At 38.8% G+C, this 5,842-nt stretch carries 5 protein-coding genes; 1 reads left to right on the top strand and 4 read right to left on the bottom strand.

The features are described 5' to 3' along the window. Positions 1-27: 27 nt before the first annotated feature. From EKM78_RS12910 to EKM78_RS12170, 3 genes are all read right to left on the bottom strand, one after another. A complete protein-coding gene (locus tag EKM78_RS12910) occupies positions 28-174 on the bottom strand; it encodes a hypothetical protein (RefSeq protein WP_164507355.1) in 147 nt (48 codons plus the stop codon). 219 nt (positions 175-393) lie between these two features. Further along, positions 394-690, bottom strand: coding sequence for a type II toxin-antitoxin system prevent-host-death family antitoxin (locus EKM78_RS12175; protein ID WP_211334377.1), 297 nt, complete (start codon positions 688-690; stop codon positions 394-396). 787 nt (positions 691-1,477) lie between these two features. Then, the gene (locus tag EKM78_RS12170; protein ID WP_245995081.1) at positions 1,478-2,182 is read right to left on the bottom strand and encodes a CPBP family glutamic-type intramembrane protease; all 705 of its coding nucleotides are present in this window, start codon (positions 2,180-2,182) and stop codon (positions 1,478-1,480) included. Positions 2,183-2,252: 70 nt separating this feature from the next. Between EKM78_RS12170 and EKM78_RS12165 the strand changes: the two genes are divergently transcribed. Beyond that, the gene (locus EKM78_RS12165) at positions 2,253-3,329 is read left to right on the top strand and encodes an acyltransferase (RefSeq protein WP_125772589.1); all 1,077 of its coding nucleotides are present in this window, start codon (positions 2,253-2,255) and stop codon (positions 3,327-3,329) included. A gap of 74 nt (positions 3,330-3,403) precedes the next feature. Here the strand turns inward: EKM78_RS12165 and EKM78_RS12160 are convergent, their stop codons facing one another. Then, on the bottom strand, positions 3,404-5,302 hold the full coding sequence (locus EKM78_RS12160; RefSeq protein ID WP_125772587.1) for a collagen-binding domain-containing protein: 1,899 nt from the start codon (positions 5,300-5,302) through the stop codon (positions 3,404-3,406). Between the last annotated feature and the right edge of the window lie 540 nt (positions 5,303-5,842).

The following is a 5,842-nucleotide window of genomic DNA, read 5'->3' as shown; positions in this document are numbered from 1 at the left end:
CTAGTCTTTTTGGAATCAACAGGCAACCTAGATCTTGATGAATTTCTTGATGGCTAACCAAAGTACAACAAGAACCGATAAATCGCTAAGAATAATTTGGCGGCTGAGGGCTGTATCCCCGGGCCCCTCCGCCTTGATTGATGTATCTAACTTTGTTGTGGTTGTCAGCTCCACCCCAAGCTTGTGTTTGACAGATTTATTTCTCTCCCTGATTTTCACATGTCGTTTTAGCACTCTATTTTTGTTTGTAAAATATCAAAAAAAAATCGCAAAAAAACCATTCAATCAATTCAGATTTTATTAAAATATGGAATAATAACCCAATTGTAAAATAAAAAGAGAGTTCAAAGTTTAATTGCCTTCGAACTCTCTTTTTGCTTTGAATCGTAATCCTCATAAATTATCCCAATCTATACCGTTGGTAATATCCGTGAATCCACTATTATCTCTCATTCGTTTTTGAACGATTTCCATTTCAGCATCTTGATTCCAATTTAATTCACTCTGTAATTTTTCATATTCATTCTTACTTATTAGAACTGCACTTTCATTCTCTGTTTTACCGACAATTTCAATCGGGGTTTTCTCTTCATTGACAGTTCGAATAGCTTGAAAAATTAATTTTTTTAATTGTTCTGGTGTCATTGATTTTTCCAACATAATCATCACCTTTTCATTATCTAACCCCATTGTAAAAAACATTAGAAGGAACTTCTAGTAACAAAATATTAAAAAGCAAAGCGAGCATGTGAGGAACGAACAGGCAAGCAAGAAAAAGGCGAAAGTGCGAAAGAAGCGAGCATATGAGCAAGAAACAAATAAATAGAGAAAAAAACTGCCTAAGCTCAAGGCAAGAGTGCAAGGAACGAGCACGCGAGCCAGAAGCGAATGCAAGAGAAGAAGAAATATATTAACTCTTATCTAACCAGCAAAGAAAAGAAAAATGACAGTAGCAATGTAAGTCAGGAAACAAAATGAGCGGAGCAAAGTCCCGCGAACCGAGAAAAGAGTCAGTATTCTAGACAGAGTATATATCCAACAAGAAAAGGAAGATCCTACTCCCCACCAGAATAGATGGAGCCTGAGATAGACATGTGAGAAATAGGACGCGCAAACAGTGCCAACTTGATCAAAATAAATCGGTAAAACTCAAATCAAGGGGGGATATAGTCTCCATCTAGACGGAGGGGCCCGGGGATACAGACCTCAGTGCCCACCACGTTCCCGACCTTAGTTGTTCGGTGGCGTAGCCACCACCATAACCGGTTGCGCAAGTGCGTTAGCACTTACGTTCCTTTAGCGTATCCCCGGGCCCCGGAGTCGGCATTGAACGTAGCAACCAAAATACTGCCTCAACACCCCAACCACCAAACAAACTAACAGACCCCCAACAAAGAAAAACTCCTCTGTCTGCCATAGCTCTCTTACATCCATATACAAAAAAAGCCCTGATCACAAAATCATGACCAAGACCAATCTATATCATAATAGTACCAATCAAAGCACTAACCATACCCAAAAACACAGGCATCTTCTCATCCTGCGTATACAAATAAGTCAACGCAAAACAAAAACCAAAAAACATATTCATAAAGAATTGCAACAAAGAACCAGGCAAAGTAATAGCCCCAGCAATCAAACCACTAATCACAATCCCGCCGATCGCACTAGCAGGCGTCGACTTCCTAAAGAAATAGTTAAAGAAAAAGCCAGTCTGAACCAACTGCTGCTGCACAGAAATAACAAACACATTAGCAATCAAATTAAAAATAAAAACCTTCTGATTAGACCCAGCAACATCGTCATTCTGAAACTTAGGCAACTTCCCGTTAACTTGCAAATAACTGATCATCATCCTCAAAACGACGATCAACACAAACATCAAAGTAATAAAACCAATATTATTAACCAGTGAACTCAAAAATTTCTTCCGTGGCTCAGCGAAGGAACTTCGTTCGTGGTTGAACCTTCTGATCATCAAAGCTAAAGTAAAAATCCCAACGATGAAAAAAATCACCACTAAAATATCATTCAATCCTTTAGCGTTTGCGGCGTAATTCTTAATACCTAATGTAGCCACTGAAAAAGCTATCCATATCAAATATCTGACTAAGTCTACACCAGGTGCTTCTCCTACTCGCATATATACTTCTTCCAATTCAAAAAATTTAACTTCAAACATTATATCATATACAATCTCTTCATTTTCATACGCATTTAATCTATTATGGTTAGATATATGGAGGATCAGTATGGATACTAAAAAGGGAAGAATTTTTTACTTTGATTTTATTCGCGTTCTGGCGATTTTTCTAGTTATTTTTATTCACGTTTCAGGGATCGACGTTGGTCAACACATCGGTTCGACTCAATGGCGCATCACCACTTATTTGAACTACTTTGCGCACGCCAGTGTGCCACTATTTTTTATGATCTCGGGAGCTTTATTGTTAAAAAGTCCGAAAACGGAATCGATCAAGTACACTTGGACTAACCGCTTGCCACATGTGGTCATCCCGTTTATTGCTTGGTCGTTGCTCTCGACTTTTTTCATAGCGATCTACGCGCACACTTTTTCATTACCTAACGCTTTGAAAATGTATGCTGTCTTCTTGTATCAGCCCGTTTCGCCGACTCTTTGGTTCATGTATCCCTTGATCGGCCTATACGTCCTTTCGCCTTTCTTGCGAACTTTAGTAAAGGGTGCAGATAACAAGATGTTGCTTTATTTAACGATAATTTGGTTGATCACCAATTCGTTGATGCCAACACTTTCGACCTTCTTATCAAAAGACTACGCTCACGCACTCGACTTTTATCCTGGAGCTGGATTTACGTTAATGGGAGGATACATCGGCTATTTCTTCTTAGGTTATTTGATCAGCCAACTCGATGTCAAAAAGATCAATGGTTGGCTCTTAGCTATCGTTGCTCTACTAGCCATGTTTTTGGGAAATACCTACTCATCTAATTTCCCCAAGACAAATGACCCCTGGAACAATTTCTACGTGACATCGATTTTCATCGTCATCATGGCGACAGCAACCTACATCTTGTTGCAAAAATGGGGACTCAAGATCAAATCGAAGCCGGTTAAAAAAACTTTTTCTTGGCTATCGCCATTAGTCTTCGGAATTTATTTAGTCCACAATATCTTGATTTTGTTCCTGGAACCTTGGTTCATGAAAAACTTACCTTATACCGGATTGTTGGCAACATTTACTCGCTACTTTGCCATTGCGATCTTAGCCACGTTGATCATTTGGATCTTGCATTTGATACCAGGTGTGAATTACGTTCTGACTGGATCAACTCGAAAAAAATCATAAGCGTAAAATTTATCGCATAAAAAAACGATACTCAAAATTTTGGGTATCGTTTTTTTAATTAATATATTGAGAATTTACTCTCTTCTACGTCTGTAAACAAATGCTAAACCAGCAGCTAACACTAAACCAACGGCTGTGAGCATCAATGAATGCTCTGCTCCAGTTTGAGGAAGTGTTGCTTGCTTGTCAGTAGTATTATTGTTCAAGTTCACATCAGTTGAAGGCGTTTGATCAGTTGCTTGGCCATCTTTTTCATCAGATGGATCAGTGATCAAATCAATATTTCCATCACCTTCATTAGAACTGTCTGTATCAGGTTCGCCTGGGATCTCGACGTCAGGTTGTTCTGTTCCCGGAGTTTCGGTGTTTGGTTCTTCTGGATCTGGGTCTTCAGTACCTGGTGTTTCTGTTCCCGGTGTCTCTGTATTTGGTTCTTCTGGATCTGGATCTTCAGTACCTGGTGTTTCTGTTCCTGGTGTCTCTGTATTTGGTTCTTCTGGATCTGGATCTTCAGTACCTGGTGTTTCTGTTCCTGGCGTCTCTGTATTTGGTTCTTCTGGATCTGGATCTTCAGTACCTGGTGTTTCTGGTTCCTCTGGATCTGGATCTTCTGGTTCTTCGATGTTAGGCAATTCAACGTTTGGAAGTGAAATATCAGGTGTTTCGTATTCCTCTTCTTCTTCACCATCAAAGTCTGTATCGTCTTGAAGATCCCATCTGTGGGTTTCAGCATTGACATTTACTTTGTCAGCAATAATGTTTCCATCTAAGTTTTGATCAACATTGATGGTTGCTCCTGGTGCAAGGACACTACCTTGGAATGGTGCTTCAACATTGATAGTACCGGTGTACAACTTATCTGAAGCAGTGCTGTCCATGAAGTTCCAGAGCAAGTGGTTGTCACCAAAGTATTCTGTCTCTTTACTATCTCTGTCTGAACCGTCATCGTATTGGATCTTAATTGGTGAATTGACGTTGTAATTTGATGAGCCAGCTGTGTCTACGTTAAAGATTACAGTTGGGCCATCTTCTGAACTAGAAACTCCCTTGATGATCAATGGAGTATTGCTGTTCAATACTTCAGGATCAAGATTGATGATAATGTGGTTATTTTCGTTGACAACGTAATCGCTAACGTCGATTACACGGTTGTTCATGTCATCAAAATCAGAGTTTGTGACTGTTTGATTGACTGTTGAAGTATTAGCTAATTCAGTCGATTTGTTCTTCAATTTAGCAAATTCTTTTTCAAAGTCGATATAAACTTGACCATTTTTATCTTGATAAGTTTCCCCTGCTGTTAAGTGATCAATGTCTGTTCCGTCAACATTTACTCGATTAGGATTATCTGTATTGATGTCAACATTTTCACCAAAGATAACTTTATTGGATCTAGTTGGTCCAGCAGAAACGAATGAGCTATTGGCAATGCTGGTGATATTTTGAATGTAAGAAATTTCTTGGTCGAGCAGTTCCTCGTGGACGTTTGTACCAAAGTTTACTTTACCATCCAAATTTTTGACAGCTAAGTTTCCGTTAGTGTGAGCGTTTAATGTGGCATCATTTGAAAAAATGTGGAAATATGCGGCTGCACCTAAAACGTTGTTGGAAACGTCAGGATAATCGTCTTCGACTGTTCCACCACTTGGAACATTGTCATTAGCCGTTGCAACCGGTTGCGTAGAAGCTTGAGTCTTAGCCACGTTAGCTGAATTTACAGCTGATTTCGTCGTAGATGTCGAAGTTGTCGTGGTAGTTTCGGTAATGGCAGCTTTTTGAGCTGAACTTTCTGAAGTATTTTGAGTTGTTGAAGCGGGTTGAACTTGTGTAGTTTGTACGTTTGCTTGTGTATTTTGATCAGTTGAAACGTCAGCTTGAGTGGCGTTTGTTACGATCATAAATGACAAAGCAGCAGCACATGTGGCTACGCTAGAAATGGCCCACTTGGTACCTTTTACGTATCTAGAATTCAATGTATTGCTCCCCCCTCATTATTTGTTAAATCCTTCATTAATTTTTCGGTAAGTGGAAAAAATATCGGATGAATAATTATGATAATATGGTTTGTTTTGATTTTCGACTGATAAATCAAAGCTTAGTGTGGTGCGTTTGGTTAAATTGGATATATTAACCTGATTATTTATTGATATTTTTTTACTTATCGAATGTTACATTTTGATTATTGAACACTTTTTTTGATACGTCAATGATGATTGATAATTATTTTTATTATTGTTTGATTTTTGGGGTGTTTATTACCAGTTGTTAGGGTTTTGTGGAGTTTTACTGGTGTTTTGGGGGGTGGTAGTTGTTTGGGTGTACGTTCAATGCCGGTTCCGGGGCGGGGCGCTATATGGGTTCAGTAGCCAAATTATTCTTGGCGATTTTATGGTTCTTGTTGTACTTTGGTTAGCCATCAAGAAATTCATCAAGATTTAGGTTGCCTGTTGATTCCAAAAAGACTAGTCTACACTTTTTAAAAAAGTTGATAAAATTAGTCCTTCCGTATACAA

Origin of the sequence: Companilactobacillus furfuricola, from assembly GCF_003946325.1 — a bacterium.
GTDB classification, from domain to species: domain Bacteria; phylum Bacillota; class Bacilli; order Lactobacillales; family Lactobacillaceae; genus Companilactobacillus; species Companilactobacillus furfuricola.
Note: the sequence above shows the minus strand (reverse complement) of the source record. Positions and strands in the feature narration are given on the sequence as shown.

What these genes read in the sequence shown, in the direction of transcription:
- EKM78_RS12175 (WP_211334377.1), bottom strand. Translation starts at nt 690, where the DNA reads ATGGGGTTAGATAATGAAAAGGTGATGATTATGTTGGAAAAATCAATG.
- EKM78_RS12170 (WP_245995081.1), bottom strand. Translation starts at nt 2,182, where the DNA reads ATGTTTGAAGTTAAATTTTTTGAATTGGAAGAAGTATATATGCGAGTA.
- EKM78_RS12165 (WP_125772589.1), top strand. Translation starts at nt 2,253, where the DNA reads ATGGATACTAAAAAGGGAAGAATTTTTTACTTTGATTTTATTCGCGTT.